Below are 18,073 nucleotides of genomic sequence, written 5' to 3' on the forward strand. Positions count from 1 at the left end.
AACTATCGAGATTGCCCCTCAAGTTGACAGTCCTGTAAAAATTCGTTTCTGGACGGCGCCGTAGAAAGGCCAAGATCAAGGCGCGCGACATTCCCTGTCCTGAGGCGTACTTGTCTTACGCTGCAAGGACCACGGGATGAGCGCAACGCAGATACTGGGCTTTTTGCGGCGCGGTCAAAGTTGCCCATGCTCCATCAGGCTGAAATACGACTCGAGATTGAAGATAATGTGGTCGAGCAGTTTAATGCCAAGCGTGTTGCCGGCGGCCTTGAGTTGTGCGGTCACATTCAGATCGTCCTGGCTGGGATTGAGGTTCCCGGATGGATGGTTATGAGCCACGATCACAGCCGAAGCCCTATCGGTGATGGGGTCAGCGAACACTTCACGGGGATGGACCAAAGCTCGATTGACCAATCCGACGGAAACCGTGCGTACCGCGATCACCTCGTTGGCGCCGTTCAGGGAGATGCATAAAAAATGTTCTTGGGTACGATCGGCAATGTGCCGAATAAGAGGATAGGCATCAGGGGGGAAAGCGATCTTGAATCCATGGGGGCGGATGCGCCGCCGGGCAAACTCCAGTCCGGCCACCAGCAGTGAAGCTTTGGCTTTACCGACGCCGTCGATACCCATGAGTTGCTCCACGGTGGCTGAATGGCCGAGGCGGTCCAACTCGTTCAATATTTTCGAGGCTAAGGTCATTACGCCCATTTTGCGATTCCCACTGCCGAGCAGAATCGCCAGGAGCTCCACATCCGAAAGTGCGTGCGCCCCTTTCTGAGCCAATTTTTCTCTGGGGCGCTCATGGATGGGTATATGCTGGATAGACTTCATGGTTGCGTCCTTTGTCACCGGAATCGGTTCTTGAAAAGGAATCACCGGTTATCATGTGTTCGACATTCGCCGAGAAACGATACGAATACCAGGATAGATAGTGTGTTTCCGAAAATGGCCCATTTGTCTGTTTCTGGCAGGGCACTGGATACACAATCCGGCGGCACGGTGCCGCCGCAGGCTGGAAAATCCACGAATATATAGAGATTGTTGACAGTTTTAGGGCTTTATATTTAAATATTTTTCAAGTCAAGGATCTTTCACCCTAGTGGTCGCGGGCAAAAATACAGGGACGCAACGAGATGGTCGAGGCGCCCGGCCCGCAAGGCGCGAGAAGCGAGAACAGCGGGCCTGTTTGAGTGCCGAGCAACGCAGTCGGGACGGGATGCATCGGCCATCGAATGCCGCTGTATTCATGCTTGCGACCACTTAGCTACCAAGGAGCAAATCAGCGTGGATGACCATGGATATGATTTCCGGCGGAAGCATGAGAGGAAAAACTACCTCGCTGATGTCGTTTTTGCATATAAAGGACGTGCATACGGTGGAACGATTAAAAACATCAGCCTCGGAGGGGCCTTCATTACGACGGCCAGTGTGAATCAATTCTCTTCAGGAGACATCATCACCATCAGCATCCCTTTTACGGATGGGTCCAAAAGCGTAAAACGCAGGGCTCGAGTCGGATGGCGGAATGAAATCGGCTTTGCGGTCGAGTTTATCTAAAATTTTTCGCATGCCTTGATCTCGACCTATCGATGCGAACTGAATGCTGTTCGTTAAACCCGTCGTGGGTGGGCACTTATTCAAGGCTATTCAAAAAAGGCGCAAAAATCGATTTAATATGCGCCAAGGAGTCCTCCACGGGTGGCATGAGAAATTTTGCGAACACATCGAGATGAACCAGCGCATTCACGACTGAATCCTTGGAGGAAGCTGCCCGCAATCGCTGAACCATGGCATCGTTGAGTCGTGCGATATCGTTGTATATCTTCACCAGGCCATCGAGGCTCACATCTGCCTGACCCATTCCGTTTGTTGTGAAATAGCGCCCCATGAGATAGGTGGCCGCAGCCCGCCAGAGAGTTTCATCCTTGCTGGCAAAGGGCAGGTGGAAGCGTGCCATGGGTTTGAAAAAATGGGTATACGGACAGCGACTTCCCGCGATCAGCAGGCCCATGAGAGAACTCAACCCCTCTTGAGCCGTGGTTTGCAGTTCCACCCGGCGTTCCGAGCTCACCACACTGACCGATATCTTGTCGAAAGACATCAAATGATCGAATTTGGTGATGGCCGGGACCAAATTCAAGGCGACCGGGCAATGGGGTTCTTTATTGGGTTGCAGGGGGCAATGAACGCATTTTTCGTATTCAAGACGCGTCCAAAAGAGTGCCTTTTTCGGGAGCTCCGTGATCAGTTCGGTTTTTCGTGCATCGAAAGCGAGGTCAAAGATTTCCAGATCCCCATTCGGCAATGTGAATGTGTAGGCAATACGAAAAGTTTTGGGCATGGCGCGATGTCCTCATCGATCGCGTGAAAGAGGTGGAGGATGGACACTGGTGCGATAGTCAGGTGGTGTGTTCAATTGAATGAAATAACCGTGTCTTTTTGTATAACATCCAGCCGCCGCGCGGCATCGTTTTGCCGTCCCTGCCATAGGTGGCAGGCTTGACAATGCAGCCCCAGGGCCCTATATCAATTCGGCCTGCAACCGCTCATTCCTTATATGCATTTTTATCTGCAAAAAACAGGCCGCCCTGTGATCGCGGCTTGGCAGGCGGATCATCACCCGGAAAAATAAACAGACCATGCAGGCATTCGTGCGTTAATGCTTTTCGCCACTACGATTTTTCTCCTATTTTTTCTTCCGGCAACAATCGGTAGTTACTACATCGAGAAATCATTTTTTGGCAACCGGTTCCGCAACATTGTCCTGCTGCTTTTCAGTTATTTGTTCTATGCCTACGGGGCTGCCGAATTCGTTTTTATCCTGTTCTTCTCCACGGTGTCAGATTACCTGATCGGGCTCGCTTTACGTGAATCCAAATACCACAGGAAATGGTGGGTTGGCATCTCCACCATACTGAATTTAGGCCTCATCACCTATTTCAAGTATGCCAATTTTTTAGTCACCGAGATAACCAGTTGGATAGCGGCGATGGGCGTCGATGCACCCCAGGATTGGGTTGCGGTGGCGCTGCCGATCGGCATCTCGTTTTTTACCTTTCAAAAAATGAGCTACATCATCGATATCTACAGAAGGCAAGCCGAGCCGATCACTCGATTCGTAGACTTTGCCCTCTATGTCGCCATGTTTCCCCAATTGATCGCCGGCCCCATCGTTCGATTCAAGGATATTGCAGTCCAGCTCGAACTTCGAGCGGAAACGTGGGAACGTTTCTATCTGGGCGCCATGCGATTTTGCTGGGGGCTTTCGAAAAAGGTGTTTATTGCCGACGCCTGCGGTCAGATTGCCGACGCGGTCTTCGAATTGAATATGGGAGCGTTGGACACCAAAAGCGCCTGGTTGGGAGCCGCGGCCTATACCCTGCAAATCTACTTTGATTTTTCGGCCTACTCGGATATGGCCATCGGTCTTGCCAGGCTCTTCGGTTTCGAATTGCGCGAAAACTTCAACCGCCCCTATGCCGCGGTGAGCATGACTGATTTTTGGCGCAGATGGCATATATCGCTCAGCACCTGGTTCAGAGACTATCTCTACATCCCCCTGGGTGGAAATCGAAAAGGAACGGCCCGCACCGCGTTCAATCTGCTCCTGGTGTTCACTCTATGCGGCCTCTGGCACGGCGCCAATTGGACATTCGTTGCCTGGGGGTTGTATCATGGTTTTTTTCTCGGCATCGAAAGGCTCACCGGCCTTCGCAAACTACCGCAACACCGATGGATGGTGCCACGACGCGCCGTCATTTTTCTTTTGGTGATGTTCGGCTGGGTGCTTTTCCGTTCGGAAAACATCGCATCGGCCATTGGCTTCATGCAAACGATGGTGGTCCCCTCGGACCTTGCGCTGGCATTCGATGTGTACGAGGTGTTGCATCATCGTAACATCTTGTTTATGGCGATTGCAGCAGCGGGGACCCTCGGCGCGTCCCGGTTGCCGACGATCGAAGACATCATGCGCTGCGAGGGGCCTCTGAGAGCGTTCGTAAGCATGGTCCTTCTGTTCATCATGCTTCCCTACTGTGCGGGCACGATGATGGCGGGAGGTAGTCATCCGTTTATCTACTTCCGCTTTTAAGCGACCGACCCAATGCAATACGGCCTGGGCATATGAATTCTGACAAACCTGCTGATCGGCATCGAAAATGGGGGGGACCGCATGTTTTTTCCTTCCTCTTCATGTTGATACTCGTTTTACCCGTTACCTTGGGCGTACTGGGTGTTGCTTCTCCGGCGCTTGACGATACGCCCCAGGCACAAGCGCCGTTGATGGACTTCAGGGCGTTGATGATGCCGGAATACTACCGGGCCTGGGGAAGCTATCTGGATGAGCGGCTGTCGCTGAGCGGAGTGTTGACAAGAATGAAGCGATGGGTGGATTACCGGCTGTTTTCGATGACTGATGTCAAAAGCATCCATGTGGGTCGCGAGGGGTGGCTGTTTCAGCAAGATTCGATCGCGTCGGACCCGACTGCCGCAATCGATCAGAGGCGCCGTTTCCGGCAGATGATATTTCAATTGACGGCGGTCGCCCACCTGGTGGAGACATCGGGACGCCGACTGGTGTTTACCATCGCACCCGACAAAGCGAAGATCTACCCGGAATATCTAGGTTATCTTCCCAAACACACGGAGCTTCGCCAGACCGATTACGACATCTTCCTCGATGAGTGCAAGTTGGCCGATTGCCGGTGGTTCATACCGCTGGACGATCTCTTCATGGCGGCCAAATCAGATGAACACTGGCTATACGACAAGCACAGCGCCGTGTGGAATCAACGCGGTGCCCGTTTGGCCGCCGAAGCGCTGCTCAACGCCGTCTTTGAGGACGATGCATCGATTCAACCCAACTATTATGACCTGGGAGCCCAAGTCATGGGGGCGCCCATCGCGTCTCAGAGACCATCTGCTTCCCAAGACCGGCAGTTATCTTCGCTGGTGCTGTATGGCGGCATGGCGATGAATGAATTGATCCCGAACGTATCGCCCTATTTCAGCCGCACCGATGCGATTGCCACCGATACGATCCCATCGCCGAACCATGGAGAGAATATGTCGCACTATGACGCGGCCATGGTGGTGCTCGATGGGACCCAGATCGATAAATTCGTGCTCGACCTGGACCGTATCTGTAACGTGCTCGACGTCGAATCATTGGCCCAGCAAGCCGATTCAATCCCTTTGATCACTGTTTCCAGCGAATCGCAACTCTCCTTAAGAACTGAAGGGAACAAGCTGGAGGTCAAATCCCTCGGGTCACAGTCCGCTTTTCTACTTCCCCCCCTGCCCGGTTCCGAGCCCGGCGTATTGAGAGTACTTGTAATGGAACTTTCGTCGCCCAATGCCGATACGCTTCGATGGCATATCGGCGCGACGTTTTCCGATGGCGGCGAAAAGCAGATCTTCAAAGGAGACAACCGCCTTTATTTCCCACTACCGGTGCAACCTTCGGTACGCCTCCGCATCCACCCTGGAAGGCATACCGGCCTGTTTTACCTCAACAAAGCCATGGTGCTCGAATACGCCAATGGACTCACCCAGGCGAGCCTGCCGAACGAGGATCAAAGGAGATGGCCCGTCCCAGCCATCGCAAGTGACGAAAGCCATATGGCGAAATCGGCGGGTTCCCGGGAGTCCCTGCCCGCACCCGCTGGCGTCGAGGCGTCCGCGATTCAGCTCCACGATTTTGACGAGAGGCGAATTTTCCAGCGTTCCGGGAAAAGCGCCGACATCGTCGTTTCCGGCGTTTACCGGGGACGACCCGATGCAATAGAAGCGCGGGTTTCGAACCATTCGAACCAGGATTGGGCCACGCCCTGGACCGTCATCGACAACAACCCAACCGACGGAGTCTTCATGGGCATTATGCCTGAAGTCCCCCAAGGTGGGTGGTATCGTCTTGCCGTGCGCTTCTCCAATGACCAGGACATCATGGATGTAGGAAAATCCAGATGGGGTGTCGGCCTGCTGGCGGCCTGCATCGGACAATCCAATATGAAAGAGTGGTTTCATAGCGGCAGCGACCTGTCCCCCCACTCTTTGCTTTCCGTGCATCGCGACAGCCAGTGGATCGCCATGGGGGAATCCGGCAATGGCGCCATTGCACTGGGAAATCGTTTGATCGGCAGACTCGGCATTCCGGTCGGGCTGCTGGATTACGCGGTCAATGGTTCCGGTCTTCGGAAGGAAGCCGACTGGGGCGCCGGCTATTGGCTGGACCGGTCACATGCGTCCATCTACAACCAATTTATTCAGGGTGTCGCAAAAACAGGCGGTATGCTCGAGTATGTCATCTGGATGCAAGGGGAAGCCGATGCGGCGCGGGCCACGATCAGTGAGCGCCAATACCGGAATGCACTTAAAACCTTCCTCGAACAACATCTTCGCCAGGACATCGTCAACGGGTCACACCTTCGACATCTTCCCTTGTTGATCGTTGGCATGCCAAAACGCCCGGTTGGCAAAGATGGCCCTCATCAAGCCATCCGGGCCGCGCTGCATGCCGTGGCCGAAGAGACTGAGGACTGCTACTTGTCGGCGATCTCCATGGATTTGCCAAACATGGGACGGCAACATCTGACCCCTTCCGCCTATACCACGCTGGGACTGCGGGTGGCACAAACGATTCTGTATCTGAACGGCGAAGAGAGTTACTATCGAGGGCCGTCGGTGGTTGGCGCGACCAGGGTGGATACTCAAACCATCGACATTCGAATCGCACACCGGGGAGGCTTCGATTTCAACCCTCGGGTAGCCATCACCGGCTGGGAGCTGGTCGGGGGAGGATCGACTTTGACGACGGCTCAAATTGCGCGCCGAGATGCCGACACGATTCGGATCTCGATGTCCGAGGCATTCAACGGCCCGATAACCATTCGCTATCTCTCTGGCGCCATGCCCGATGCCAATAGGGCCGTTCATGACAACTCGCCCATGGAACTCCCCCTGGAGCCGGCCGAGTTAACCCTCGAGTGAGCCAAGGACGACCAGGATGACGGCATGGGACTCAAATACAATTTCCCTTGACACCTATTCGAAATTTACCCACACTAAAAATATTTGTAATGTTTGCTAAATCTAAAAATCCCATCGGGCCATGACGAAAAAGCTCCCCTCAAAACCAACGGATATCCCTTCGGATCAACTTACCCATGGGACGTCGACGAACGAAGGGCGCCAACAACCGGCCAATGAGGATGGGTGCGCCTTCACTGCGCTGATCGATATGTGCAACCACATCTGCAGGTCCAATCATCTCGACTCATTGCTGCAAATGGTCGCAACTCAAGTTCGAAGCATGGTCCCGTCCGAAGGCAGCATCATCCTGCTCTGTGATCCTGTCGAAAACGGCCCCGTCCCAGCGGCAATGAGTGTCGATCATGGTGAATTGGAAACCGTTTTCAGGTCTGATGGTAAAATGATTGGACAGCGCCTGGCCGGCCACGTGTGTGAAACCGGCATTCCGATTTTAGAAAATCAAGGCAGCCAAACCTGCCATCCGGCACCAGAGGGTTTTGACCTCAACCGGATAGTAAACCGCATCGTGGTTCCGTTAACTGCCTTGAACCGCACGGCAGGCGTCGTGATTGTAGTGAACAAAAGGGATGGCATTTTCAACGAAGCGGATATGGCTCTGCTGAGCACGGTCTGCGGCCTGACGGCATTGGCCATGGAGAATATTCAAGCCCGTGAATCCTTGCTGGATTATCGCAGCCAACTGGAAAATTTCAACACCGCCAGGGACCGCGTGATCCACCAGTTCTCCCATGCGCTTAAAACCCCATTGGCCGTACTGATCGCGTCCTTGAAACTGTTGAGCAGGCATTTGAACCGATCCACTGGCGACGCCTGGCTTCCTGTTTATGATCGCGCCCAGCGAAACTTGGCAAGACTGCTCTCCATCGAGTACGAAATGGAAGACATCCTGGGACAACGGCAGGATAGCACACCACCCACAAAAACGGTTCCAGACCCAAAAGCCGTCCGAGCGAAAGCCGATCTTGAATAACTGTGCCCTCGGGTCAAAAGGAAAGCGCCGATATGACCGACACCCTCTCCAGGAACGACCGGATTCTGAATTCACAGGAACCAGATGTCGATGCATCAAAAATCGAGGGGGAGGACATCAGTACCACCGCGTGCCAGGACGCGGAAACGGAAACGGTCCAAGAGTCCTTTTTCCGTCAGGTCAACATCGAGTTTTTGTTCCACGAGTTGAAAGACCCGGTCAGCATCATTGAAACGGGCGTCCGCATGCTTTTGGATAAAAAGACGGCCATGAACCCCTTGAGTCCATCCCAGGAACGCACCCTGACCCGGATATTGCGCAATGTCCACAAAACCCGCGATATGCTCAACGAATTACTGGAAGTCGGCCGAGCCGAAAGCGCCTGCTTCAATTGCCATGTGTTTGATCCCATCCGTCTCCTGCACGAAAAGCTGCTGGAGGTGATCGAAAAGAACGATCCTGAACTTTACGAAGAAATTCGACAGGAGCCGGATCAGCAAGGTTGTATGGCGATTCTGGGCAAGAGGGGCATCCGCCTCGACATCGCACCATCGGCGAGAGGCGTGACCATGGCGCAGGATGAACTGAAATTCGGTCAAATGGTTGGCAATCTGCTAAAAAACGGGCTCTACTACCGGCGTCGGCAACTCCTCATTCATATATCTTTTCAACACGAACGTCTGTCCATCGCGGTCCGTGACGATGGCCCGGGTATCGCCCCAGAACATCACGAGGACATATTCATGCGCTACAAACAGATTCTCGCGCCGGCGGGGGTCGCCCGAAGCAGTCATGGATTGGGATTGGCGGTTTCCCGCATTATGGCAAGATCCATGGGCGGCGACATCACCATCGAAAGCGAATTGGGTTTCGGCGCCTTGTTCAAACTGGCGTTGCCCGTTTCGCACCCCAAAACCAACAACGGTTGATACAATACTTAACCATTCGATATCTTTCGATATAAAAATTCCCTCCAAGTGTTTGCAGATCCAACTGCCGCAATAAACGGCCGATTTTTAATTTCATGCTAAATTTTCCGCCGCACAGGTCGATAATAGAATTGGATCGGGACTCGGTTTTTTTAAAAACGCCCAAGGCATGTTCCCGCTGTTCAAGCACAGCCCAAACTGCATCAGAAAAGGGGGTAGTTTCATGAAAATGTTAAATAAATTAAGCCACATGGCATTTTTTTGCATCATCATGCTGGTGGCAAGCTCGCCGTGCTGGGGGGCGGATACGATTAAAATCGGCATCATCGGGCCCATGAAGTTTGAAGTAGGCCAGGCACAATGGAACGGTGCGGAACTTGCCGCCGAGCAGATAAACGCGGAAGGTGGCATGAGAGTGGGGAACCGAAGAATGAAAGTGGAGATCATTAAGGCCGACTCCAACGAATTCTTCAGCATACCGGACGCGGTCAATGCCATGGAAAGATTGATTCTAAAAGATAAGGTGGATTTCGTGGCAGGCGGATTCAGAACCGAAGCCGTCTTGGCCATGCAAGACATGGCCATGGACAATAAAATCATCTTCGCCGGCGCCGGCGCTGCACACCCCGAACTCTGCCTGAGGGTAGCCAAGGACTACAATCGCTATAAATATTGGTTCCGCATAGCCCCCATAAACTCCTCATATCTCGTTAAAAATATGTTTCATCAAGTCCTCAGCGTGGCGACCTACATGAAAAAGAATCTCAATATTGACCGCCTCAAAGTGGCCATTGTCGCCGATAAAGCCATGTGGGCCGATGGAATGGTAAAAGCCGCCGAAAGTTATCTGCCCATGATGGGTATGGAGGTGGTTGGAAACTGGCGGCCATTGCCGACTGCCACGGATGTCACTGCGGAGCTTACGGCCATTCAGCGGACCGGTGCCCATATGATCCTGACGATGAATACGGGTCCGGTGGGCATTCCACTGCCCAAGCAGGCCGGTGAACTTAAAATTCCAGCAGTCGTGATGGGGATTAACACAACAGCCGCTAAAGAAGACTTCTGGGACACGACCCAAGGCATGTGCAACTACAGCATGACAACTGAAAGCTACTGTAGAGGCGTCGAATACAACGAGTTGACCGCCCCATTTGTGGAAACTTATTACAAGCGCTACGGCGCCACGCCCTCATATACTTCGGCGACTTATAGCTTCATCAAACACATTCTGCCCGCCGCCATCGAAAAAGCGGGGTCTCTGAATTCGGATAAACTGGTATCCATTATCGAAGACAGCGTCAACAAAACGCCTGCCGGCATGGTGGCATTTGAAAAAGATTCAGAGGGGCGTCATCTCCACGAATTGAAGGCCGGTCCGGGATGGGCGACATTCCTGGCCGTGCAATGGGTCGATGGCCAGATGCAAGCGGTTTGGCCTCACTTCAAATGGACTAGCCCTTATTGGCAGTATAGCGTCGAGCCGCCGGACCAACCCAATAAATATAGCCTCAAGGGGTTAAAACCCTATGTAATTCCACCTTGGGTCACAGCTGCCTATAAAAAGTAGGTGCTCAGACTCACCAAGTTGCTTAAGGCAAAATCACCGGTCCGAGATGAATTGCAGGCCGGCATCTGCGAGACCCATAAATGCTTCACACTACAGCAGCCCTTCAGACGAAGGGCTGCTTTTTCATTGCCTTGTCACTAAAAACCACCTGTTTTCTATCTATCTTAATTTAATAAGTATTTTAGATGGAATACGTAATTAGGTACCGTAGTTCATAGTCACTTATTTAGTATTGCCTTTTGGTAATTTATTGATATAATACGTTTCCATACACCCACCACCCCATCCACAGAGGCGCAATTGCAGTTGAATCCGCGATCGTTTTCGTCAGGGTTCGATTCAAACCGTCGTAAAAAGGAGAGGTGATATGAAGGAGCTGATTAGTTTTATTGCGCAGTCATTGGTGGATCATCCTGATGCAGTCAGCGTTAGCGAGGTAGAAGGAAATCAAACAACCGTATTGGAATTGAAGGTGGCCAAAGAAGATCTCGGCAAGGTGATTGGAAAGCAAGGGAGAACCGCTCAAGCGATGCGAACCATCCTAAGTGCCGTTTCATCCAAAGTCAAAAAACGGACCGTGCTTGAAATCATCGAGTAGAATACCCTACCGCTAAAGGTTGCTTGGGCGGGCGATCCAGGCCCGCCCGCCTTCTAACTGTTGGTCCTAAGAGCCATGGTAATGGTCATGTTTCTTTCGGTTTAAAATCTCTTCGACGAAAATCACGTCCAAAAGCCCCATCTCGTCTGTGGGAGTCCTGGCGATCAGCTCATCCAACCTATCCTTTTCAATTCGAAAAAAATGACGGGTATTGATCTTCTCTTTCATTGTATTGAACTCCTTTAGTATTAACTCACCAGAAGGAATGTGCTTCTGAGGAATGTGATTGATGACAAACTAAGATCGTTTAAAAGCAATTTTCCTGCCATTGAAGGCGCATATATTTTTGTATTTATTCAGCCACTTAAATTTTGGCCAGAAAATATTGACGCCCAAGTCCATGACAAGAATTTGGCAGGACGACAACATCGACACATTAAGAGTCACGGCCACTTCGCATGCATCGAAGCGAAGCAGCACGGTGGGATGGACATTTACGGTGAGATGGGCAAAGCTAGATTTTATCTTTTCCCGAGGCTGTCAATGCGGCTTTGATAAATTCCCTGAAAAGTGGGTGTGGGTCCATGGGACGCGATTTGAATTCTGGATGAAACTGACAGCCCAGGTACCAGGGATGCGATTCCAATTCAACGATCTCGACCAGATCCCCTTGGGGTGAGGTTCCACTGATCACCAACCCATTTTCCTGCAATCTGGATTTATATGCATTGTTGAATTCGTATCGGTGCCTGTGACGCTCGGAAATTTCATCCTGACCATATGCCGCATGGGCCATGGTGTCAGGTGCCAATTTACATGGATAGGCGCCCAAACGCATGGTGCCGCCTTTGTCGGAATTCATATCCCGCTTCTGCACGGTCTGCGTCTGTTCATCAAACCACTCTGTCATTAGATAGATCACAGGAAAAGGAGTGTCCTGGTCGATTTCCGAACTGTGGGCCTTCTCCATTCCGGCGACATGGCGGGCAAATTCAACTACCGCGATCTGCATACCCAGGCAGATGCCAAAATAGGGGACCTGATGTTCGCGCGCAAACTGTGCGGCGCAGATCTTTCCCTCTATCCCGCGCGACCCGAATCCACCCGGAACAAGAATCCCGTCTGCGCTGGACAATTTCTGGGCGCAATTCTCGGGGGTAATGGTTTCGGAATCCACAAAGAGCAGATTCACCTGGCATTTATGCGGCAACCCACCGTGTACCAGGGCTTCGTTGAGACTTTTATAGGACTCGGTGAGATCCACATATTTTCCGACGATGGCGATGGCCACCTGGTGTTCGGGATGGGTCAGCCGATAACACAGCTGTTCCCAATTCTCGAGGCGTGGCGTACGGGTCCAGATGTTCAGCAGTTCGACGATTTTATTGTCCAGACCCTCCTTATGGTAGACCAGCGGCACCTCGTAGATACAACTGACATCCTTGGCAGTAATAACGGCGTCGGTGCTGACATTGCAAAAGAGGGCGATTTTCGATTTGATATCGTTCGAGAGATATCGGTCGGCACGGCACAGCAGGATATCGGGTTGTATACCGATGCTGCGCAGTTCTTTGACGCTGTGTTGCGTGGGTTTGGTTTTAACCTCGCCGGCGGTGGCGATGAATGGAACCAGGGTCAAATGAATGTAGAGCACATTTTCCTTGCCCTCGTCCGCCCGAAATTGCCGAATCGCCTCGAGAAACGGCAGACTCTCGATATCACCGATGGTACCACCGATCTCGACGATCACGATATCTACACCTTTTGATACCAGGCGGATACTGCTTTTGATCTCGTCGGTAATATGAGGAATGACCTGTACAGTGCCGCCCAGATATTCTCCCCGACGCTCTTTGCTGATCACCTGATCGTATATTTTTCCAGTGGTAAAATTATTGTTGTGGCCCAGGCGAGCATGGGTGAAGCGCTCATAGTGACCGAGATCGAGATCCGTCTCCGCTCCGTCATCGGTGACGAAAACCTCTCCATGTTGGAAGGGATTCATGGTGCCCGGATCGACATTGATGTACGGATCGAGCTTTTGCAAGGTGACGGTCAGCCCCCGACTTTCTAAAAGTGCCCCGATCGCGGCCGACGCCAATCCCTTGCCAAGAGAAGAGAGAACACCACCTGTCACGAATATGAATTTGGCACCTTTTTCACTCATGTGCTATGCCTTGCCCTCCTTGTGGAACCTTTCGTCCGGGTTTCTTGTTTTTTAACATAAACACCCCGGATGTGAAAGCAGGATTTGACAGTGCGGATGGATCACGAAGACATCGGAGAGGTTGGCTTTCGGTCTTGCGGTCCAAAAAGTCCTAATTCTCGAATTTTTGCTGAAACTGTTCGATGGCCCGCTGCACTTCATCCACACCGCTCTCCGGTACGGCAGGTGTGGCAACTGACTCCTCAGAAGGGTAATTCCGCATCAATTGGGCAATATCAAAAAGGTCACCATGCAAATCGGCATCCACCGCCAACCCTATGGCGTCGATGCGTCGAATCAGCCGCCCCTGATGTTGCGTCTCGACACGGGCGGGATACCAGAGATTATCTTTCTTCTGCCAATCGCGATATAAAAATTCTATGCGTTCATCGGGTTCGTCACTTGAGACGTTGATCCATCTCACTGGCAGGAGACTTTCCTTGTCCACCCATACCTGAGATACACTTTCGTCCGGATAGTCGGCACCGATGACATACACCACGCGGCCTTCGAAAATACCAAGGCTGGTTGTCCCCGTATCCACATTCGATGAAAGCAACATTTTGTGAAGCGCGTAGCGGGACCGATAGAGAAGAAGATCTTTGTACCTGTCGAACCGGCTTTCAGGATCATCGGTCCGATATCCGTCCACGATCGTGATTGTCTCTCTGCCGGATTGAACAAAAATACGTTCGATTTGAGCGTTACGGGTGTCCGAACGAAATCGATCTGGAAAAAAATAGCTTAAGGTTTCCCTGATCACCAATTCTTGTTCGGGGGTTGCACTATCTATCAGGGTCACCTGCTGATCGACACGCAATGTTTTAGCGCCCGCCAAATTCCGTGTCATCAACTCCAATACGTGTGGACCCTCCAAAACATGGCTGTGCACCGAAAACGCGGACAGCAGCACGCTGAGTGCTGCTGCCGCGATCAACAAGCAAAACTGTTTCGAACAAGATCGTGAGATCCGATCTGGCATTCCCTTGATTCCTCTTGCATCGTTTACCCACATTCTGCAAACGAGCATTCCAGCGATTTTCCCTCTATTCATCCGCAATAAAAATATCCTGGGCATACCGCGCGGCAACCCCGAGTTCCTCTTCGATGCGGATCAGCTGATTGTACTTTGCAACGCGGTCGGTGCGCGACATCGAGCCGGTCTTGATCTGGCCGGCGTTGACCGCCACGGCCAAGTCCGCGATAAAGGTATCTTCGGTCTCGCCGGAGCGATGGGAAATGACCGTCGTGTAGCCGGCCTCCTTGGCCATTTCGATGGCCTGCAAGGTTTCGGTGACCGTACCGATCTGATTGAGTTTGATCAAGATCGAGTTGGCCACGCCGTCTTCGATTCCCTTGGCCAATATCTTGGGATTGGTGACGAACACGTCATCGCCGACCAACTGGATCACTTCATCCATATGCTCGGTCATCAACTCCCAGCTCTTCCAATCCTGTTCGGCCAATCCGTCTTCGATGGAAAGAATCGGGTACTTTTCAATCAAATCCGTATAGTAGGCAATCATCTCTTCCGAATTGAGCGAGCGGTTTTCCGACTTCAACACATATTGGCCTTTTTGATAAAATTCACTGGCCGCGGCATCCAATGCCAGCCCGATCTCTTTACCCGGTTTGTACCCTGCGGCCTGAATGGCATCGATAATATAAGCCAACGCCTCTTCATTGGAACTCAGATTCGGTGCGAACCCCCCTTCATCCCCCACGGATGTACTCAACCCTTTTTTGCTCAGGATCTTTTTCAAGGCATGGAATGTTTCGGCCCCCATTTGCACGGCTTGGGAAATTGATTTGGCCCCGAAGGGCACGATCATGAACTCCTGGATGTCGAGGTTGTTGGCGGCATGTGCGCCGCCATTGATCACATTCATCATGGGCACCGGCAGCGTCCTCGCGTTGATGCCACCGATGTAGCGATACAAAGGCAGACCGATGGCCTGGGCAGCAGCGCGCGTCGCGGCCATGGAGACGCCCAGGATGGCATTGGCACCGAGCTTGGATTTGTTTTCGGTACCATCCAGGGCAATCATGGTTAGATCGAGGGTCATCTGATCCGCTGCATCCAAACCCAGGACCGCCGTGGCAATGGTGGTATTGACGTTTTTCACGGCATTGGCCACCCCCTTGCCGCCAAAGCGCTTGGCACGCGTGTTTCGCAGTTCCAATGCTTCGCGCGTTCCGGTAGAAGCACCCGATGGCACAGCCGCACGACCGGTGGCCCCACACGCCAGGGTAACATCCACCTCCACGGTTGGATTTCCCCGAGAGTCCAATATCTCCCTGCCTTTTACTTCAATGATTTCAGTCATCGCATCCCCCCGTCTTGGCTATTCACTTCCCGGACCAATAACGTCGTGGCATTTTAAGCGCTTTCATCGTTCTTCACCTAAAATGTCCACAGCCGCTGGACCACATCGTTCAAGGAAGCCGGCCGTTAAAATAAATATGGTGAATCTCCTCGAAATTATCCGAAAAACCTAAACCAAGGTGTTGATGGACATCAAACTGTTCTGATCATTTACGCCTGAAGGCGGTTCCTGCGAATGGTGCAACACGCAATAACGACTTGACAATTTAACGGCGCATGTTACTCTGACCGCCAGGCCTTGTCAAGAAGATGGCCTGCTTTTTAAGGCAGTTAGTATGAATTATGCAGCTGCCTCAACAGCAGAAATAATAAGGGGGGCCGATGTACTGATGGGAGAAAAGAGCCTATACTCGGAAGGTCATCTATTCGTTGCGGCCATTCGTATCCTGGAGCATCAAAACGGGGCGCCGCCGGACATGAATCAAATCTGCACGCTGATCCGATTTTCGAATGAACAGGCCGGCCTTATCAGCCGTCGTTTGCAGGAAGCCGGTATTGTCGAGCCGGTTTCGGGGCCGTTCGGCGACCGATGGGTGGTTGCCGACCACCCCAAACTGGAAGAACTGCCCAGAGAAACGGAAGTCAGCCAGTTGGACAACGCACTGAAAAAATTCCAGTCGGAACGCGACAAACTCGCCGAGAAGGTCGCCTCAATTAAAGAACAACAGGCTAAAAAGAAAAAAGAGCTATTCGCCGACATCGAAAAAAAGTTGAAAAAAGACCTTTCAAACAAATAGGGTCGACACGCCTGTCTTATCCCCGAAGGCAGCATCAGGCCTTGACGCGCTTGATGGCGGCCCCCAGCGACTGGAACTTTTCTTCCATCGCTTCATAACCGCGATCCAAATGGTAAACCCGGTTGACCTCGGTCGTATTATCCGCAATCAAACCCGCCAGAACCAGGCAGGCACTGGCCCTCAAATCGCTGGCCATCACCGGCGCGCCGGAAAGTCGCTTGACGCCCTTGACCAGGGCTGAATTGCCTGAAACAGTGATGTCCGCTCCCATGCGCCGAAGCTCGCTGACATGAATGAAGCGGTTTTCGAAAATGGTTTCCGATATCAGGCACGATCCTTTGGCCACCGTCATCAGGGTCATGAACTGGGCCTGCATATCGGTGGGAAACCCCGGATAGGGCAATGTCTTGATATCCACGCTGTTGATCGCCGGTCCGCCCTGAACGTGAAGGACCGCCCCCTGCACATCGATACGCGCACCGGCCAGCCTTAATTTGTGGATGATCGCCTCGTTGTGCTCCGGTTCGGCGCCTTGGATGGTCACATCGCCCCCGGTCAATGCTGCGGCGGTCATAAAGGTGCCTGTCTCGATGCGATCGGGAATGATGCGCGCGGTGACCGGCCGCAATGTATCCACGCCATGGATAACGATCTCGGGGGTGCCGGCTCCCCTTACATCGCCCCCCATCTGATTGATTACATCGGCCAGGGCCGAGACTTCAGGCTCGCAGGCGGCGTTTCGAAGAATCGTGGTGCCTTGGGCCAATGCAGCGGCCATCATCAGGTTCTCGGTTCCTGTCACGGTGACGACATCGAAGTAGATCTCGGCGCCTTTCAACTGGTCGCAGGCGGCCTCCACGTAACCGTGCGTGAGGTCGATTCTGGCCCCCATCAAACCCAGCCCCCGCAGATGCAAGTTGATCGGCCGCGCACCTATGGCGCATCCGCCGGGCAACGACACACGCGCCTTTTTCATTCGGGCCAGGAGCGGGCCAAGCACCAGAATGGAGGCCCGCATTTTGCGAACCAGATCATAGGGCGCTTCATGGCAGTTCAGACCGCCGGCATCCACGGAAACGGTATGACCCTCCCTTTGGCAACGTACGCCCAGATGGACGAGCAGATCCAATGTGCTTTGAATGTCTTTCAATACAGGCACGTTTGAAAACGAATTCGGCCCATCGCACAAAAGGGACGAGATCAATATCGGCAGGGCGGCATTCTTTGCGCCACTGATCTGCACGGTTCCCCTTAAAGGCCGCCCCCCTCGTACAAGAATCTTATCCATGCTCTCTATTTTCCTCTCACATGAATCCAGGCAAAAAGATGTGATACTCTATCATGGTCGTCCGAGCGAACAAGAAAAAAGAGCGTTTCCCATTGCCTGAGAAACGCTCTTAAGGGATCTCAATGATTACCGATCAAGAGAGAGATACGAAGGATACCTTAATGGTGATGCCCTCCCTTACCCTGGGCGGTGTCCACTACGGCCTTGATGACGCAGTACGTCATGCCGAGACCGATCACCGACAGCGCATACCACAGGCCACCGTGAAAAACCATGTGCCCCATGTCCCATACCCATTCGAAATTAAAAGGGAACATTTAAAGCCTCCTTACAGTT

Annotated in this window: 16 protein-coding genes; 8 read left to right on the top strand and 8 right to left on the bottom strand. The window is 52.5% G+C overall.

Annotated elements, in window-relative coordinates; genetic code table 11:
• Positions 1–174 precede the first annotated feature (174 nt).
• The gene (gene radC / locus DFT_RS13845) at positions 175–834 is read right to left on the bottom strand and encodes a RadC family protein (RefSeq protein WP_054031755.1); all 660 of its coding nucleotides are present in this window, start codon (positions 832–834) and stop codon (positions 175–177) included.
• A gap of 453 nt (positions 835–1,287) precedes the next feature.
• Between radC and DFT_RS26260 the strand changes: the two genes are divergently transcribed.
• Positions 1,288–1,560: a PilZ domain-containing protein gene (locus DFT_RS26260; protein WP_054031756.1), complete on the top strand. Its 273-nt coding sequence runs from the start codon at positions 1,288–1,290 to the stop codon at positions 1,558–1,560.
• Positions 1,561–1,636: 76 nt separating this feature from the next.
• Here DFT_RS26260 and DFT_RS27490 read toward each other — a convergent pair whose 3' ends face one another.
• Positions 1,637–2,344, bottom strand: a complete 708-nt coding sequence (locus DFT_RS27490) for a DUF6901 family protein (RefSeq protein WP_054031757.1) — start codon at positions 2,342–2,344, stop codon at positions 1,637–1,639.
• 318 nt (positions 2,345–2,662) lie between these two features.
• Here DFT_RS27490 and DFT_RS13860 point away from each other — a divergent pair, with 318 nt between their 5' ends.
• The 6 genes from DFT_RS13860 (at position 2,663) to DFT_RS13885 (ending at position 11,120) form a co-directional block, all read left to right on the top strand.
• A complete protein-coding gene (locus DFT_RS13860) occupies positions 2,663–4,093 on the top strand; it encodes an MBOAT family O-acyltransferase (RefSeq protein ID WP_054031758.1) in 1,431 nt (476 codons plus the stop codon).
• A 101-nt stretch (positions 4,094–4,194) separates the two neighbouring features.
• Positions 4,195–6,990: a sialate O-acetylesterase gene (locus tag DFT_RS13865; RefSeq protein WP_161807162.1), complete on the top strand. Its 2,796-nt coding sequence runs from the start codon at positions 4,195–4,197 to the stop codon at positions 6,988–6,990.
• Positions 6,991–7,111: 121 nt separating this feature from the next.
• The gene (locus tag DFT_RS13870; RefSeq protein ID WP_083453510.1) at positions 7,112–8,023 is read left to right on the top strand and encodes a GAF domain-containing protein; all 912 of its coding nucleotides are present in this window, start codon (positions 7,112–7,114) and stop codon (positions 8,021–8,023) included.
• A gap of 32 nt (positions 8,024–8,055) precedes the next feature.
• Complete coding sequence (locus DFT_RS13875; RefSeq protein WP_054031761.1) at positions 8,056–8,952, top strand: sensor histidine kinase; 897 nt, start codon at positions 8,056–8,058, stop codon at positions 8,950–8,952.
• A 223-nt stretch (positions 8,953–9,175) separates the two neighbouring features.
• Complete coding sequence (locus DFT_RS13880) at positions 9,176–10,522, top strand: ABC transporter substrate-binding protein (protein ID WP_054031762.1); 1,347 nt, start codon at positions 9,176–9,178, stop codon at positions 10,520–10,522.
• A gap of 367 nt (positions 10,523–10,889) precedes the next feature.
• Positions 10,890–11,120, top strand: coding sequence for a KH domain-containing protein (locus DFT_RS13885; protein ID WP_054031763.1), 231 nt, complete (start codon positions 10,890–10,892; stop codon positions 11,118–11,120).
• Positions 11,121–11,186: 66 nt separating this feature from the next.
• Here DFT_RS13885 and DFT_RS26265 read toward each other — a convergent pair whose 3' ends face one another.
• The 4 genes from DFT_RS26265 to eno form a co-directional block, all read right to left on the bottom strand.
• Positions 11,187–11,348, bottom strand: coding sequence for a hypothetical protein (locus tag DFT_RS26265; RefSeq protein ID WP_161807163.1), 162 nt, complete (start codon positions 11,346–11,348; stop codon positions 11,187–11,189).
• A 286-nt stretch (positions 11,349–11,634) separates the two neighbouring features.
• A complete protein-coding gene (pyrG, locus tag DFT_RS13890) occupies positions 11,635–13,287 on the bottom strand; it encodes a CTP synthase (protein ID WP_054031764.1) in 1,653 nt (550 codons plus the stop codon).
• A gap of 151 nt (positions 13,288–13,438) precedes the next feature.
• Positions 13,439–14,308, bottom strand: a complete 870-nt coding sequence (locus tag DFT_RS13895) for a hypothetical protein (RefSeq protein WP_054031765.1) — start codon at positions 14,306–14,308, stop codon at positions 13,439–13,441.
• Between the two features lie 64 nt (positions 14,309–14,372).
• Positions 14,373–15,653, bottom strand: coding sequence for a phosphopyruvate hydratase (gene eno, locus DFT_RS13900; protein WP_054031766.1), 1,281 nt, complete (start codon positions 15,651–15,653; stop codon positions 14,373–14,375).
• Positions 15,654–15,987: 334 nt separating this feature from the next.
• Between eno and DFT_RS13905 the strand changes: the two genes are divergently transcribed.
• Positions 15,988–16,449, top strand: coding sequence for a hypothetical protein (locus DFT_RS13905; RefSeq protein ID WP_152971991.1), 462 nt, complete (start codon positions 15,988–15,990; stop codon positions 16,447–16,449).
• A 34-nt stretch (positions 16,450–16,483) separates the two neighbouring features.
• Here the strand turns inward: DFT_RS13905 and murA are convergent, their stop codons facing one another.
• Positions 16,484–17,737 (bottom strand): UDP-N-acetylglucosamine 1-carboxyvinyltransferase, encoded by a 1,254-nt coding sequence (murA, locus tag DFT_RS13910; RefSeq protein WP_054031768.1) that lies wholly within the window; start codon positions 17,735–17,737, stop codon positions 16,484–16,486.
• A gap of 158 nt (positions 17,738–17,895) precedes the next feature.
• Positions 17,896–18,054, bottom strand: a complete 159-nt coding sequence (locus DFT_RS26520; protein ID WP_200907058.1) for a hypothetical protein — start codon at positions 18,052–18,054, stop codon at positions 17,896–17,898.
• Positions 18,055–18,073: the final 19 nt, after the last annotated feature.

Source organism: Desulfatitalea tepidiphila (assembly GCF_001293685.1).
Classification (GTDB): Bacteria; Desulfobacterota; Desulfobacteria; order Desulfobacterales; family Desulfosarcinaceae; genus Desulfatitalea; species Desulfatitalea tepidiphila.